At 52.4% G+C, this 1,732-nt stretch carries 3 protein-coding genes; all 3 read left to right on the plus strand.

The window, feature by feature from the left end:
• Positions 1-237: hypothetical protein (locus PsW64_RS27175; protein ID WP_082831141.1), on the plus strand; the 237-nt coding region annotated here is incomplete at its 5' end.
• Entirely contained in the window at positions 237-1,133 is an 897-nt protein-coding gene (locus tag PsW64_RS16365) for a hypothetical protein (protein ID WP_057462358.1), read from the plus strand. The genes PsW64_RS27175 and PsW64_RS16365, both read left to right, overlap by 1 nt.
• 2 nt (positions 1,134-1,135) lie before the next feature.
• Positions 1,136-1,669, plus strand: a complete 534-nt coding sequence (locus tag PsW64_RS16370; protein ID WP_152986721.1) for a hypothetical protein — start codon at positions 1,136-1,138, stop codon at positions 1,667-1,669.
• The last annotated feature ends 63 nt before the right edge of the window (positions 1,670-1,732 follow it).

Genomic DNA, 1,732 nt, shown 5'->3' on the forward strand with positions numbered 1-1,732 from the left:
AGCTTGCTGTGGCGGCGGCGCAAGGTAGAGGCGATTGCAGAAGCTGCACCAAAAGAGTGCGATCCGGCAGGAACGGCGCATGTGGTCTTGCAAGGTCGTGACCGACCTGAGCGCTCGTCAGATGCACTGCATGAAGATCTGTCAGAAGAGCTGGAGATCCGGGGCTTTCTGGATCAGTTTCCCGGTCACCGCTTGATGGTCAAACCCGGGGATCAGCCGCACAAGGAGATATTCTGATGGTTTATCCGCTGGCGGAGCAGAGACTGGCGCAACAACATAGTGCAGCTCATGATGTAAATCCGGTTCAGGATGAGGCAATCGCGGTCTCTCTTGAGGCGTTTGCTCAGGCGATCGTGGATGCCCATCAAGGCATGGCGCTTATGACCGGCGGTGCTTTAGATCTGGCCACCTTGCCCGGCACATTGCTGGACAGCCGGTCTGGGCATCAGCTTTTGAAAGAGATCGGTATTAAGGGGCGTTATTACACCAAGATAGCCAATGGAAAGACCTACGTCATCTTCAAGGGCTATCCTGCCGTGCGCGAGGTTCTTAAGGGGACACGGTATCTGTCGTCCTCTCCAAAGGTTGTTGCTTTTGGAATTGGACCTGAAGCCATTCGGGCAGGTGGCCGGGCGAATGCGATCATCATGATCACCTGTTATGTGGCTCTGGATATCATGCAGTTCATCATGAGCGATACACAGCTTTACAGTGAACTGTTTGCCAACATCATTGTCGATGTGGCGATCGGGGCTGTCGCCATTGGGGCTGGTATGGCCGCAGCAGCTGCTGGCGCGCTTCTGGCCGGGGCTATTACGACAGTTGCTATTCCTGCCCTTGCCATTACGGCTGGTGCCATTGTTGTTGGTATGGCTGTTGGCATGGCGCTTGGACAACTGGACAAGATGTTTGGCCTGCGAGAAAAACTGTCTGCTGCCCTGCGCTGGACTGGTGAGGCGGTTGCGCGCGGCCTTCAGAAAACCGGTCAAGTTATTCGTGAAGCACAAGTGTCCATGCGCCAGAAGGTGGAAGAGCTTGAACGCCGCAGCAATCGGTTTTTCTATGATCTGGAACGCGAGACCATCTGGCATTTGGGTGGACCTGATCTTTACAACCAGATCTACAGGCGGTGATGATGATCAACTGGTACATCGATAAGACCATTCAATTTGGCCAGTGGATTGGCCGGGATCCGCGCAGAGCACACGGGTTTGCTGCCGCACTTGATCTATTGATGGTGTTTTTGGTGTGGAGTACGGTCTCTGACTTTCTTTATGCGCAGCAAGTCATTGAACTCCGGCAAGATAACTTTGAAATTGCTCATGGGATCCAGGCTTTAGCGCTTGGATCTGTTGCAATCCCCATCGCTCATTTTGTCTTTACGCCCTGGGGCCATCAACGGCTGCAATGGTCTGTCAAAACATATCTCATTCTTATTTTCGGATCGCTCCTGATCTTTGCTATCGCCGGCAATCTATGGGCGCAATCAATTGGGCAAAGAGCGCAGGACGAAGGATACCTACTTTGCCAGAACGAGTTCTTCGCACCGGCAAAATCCTTCCATACCTATGCGCGTCCGGACACTTTATGTCCCGCTGATGCATGGCACTCCAAACCCTATCCACCGCCGATGGTGATGCACCAACTCAATCCGCCAGATCACTCTTAATTCTTATGATTCCTTTGTTTTTTCTTTTGCCAGTGAGTTTGTTATGAATGCTATTGTCCAAAT

The organism is Pseudovibrio sp. W64, assembly GCF_001623145.1.
Taxonomy (GTDB): domain Bacteria; phylum Pseudomonadota; class Alphaproteobacteria; order Rhizobiales; family Stappiaceae; genus Pseudovibrio.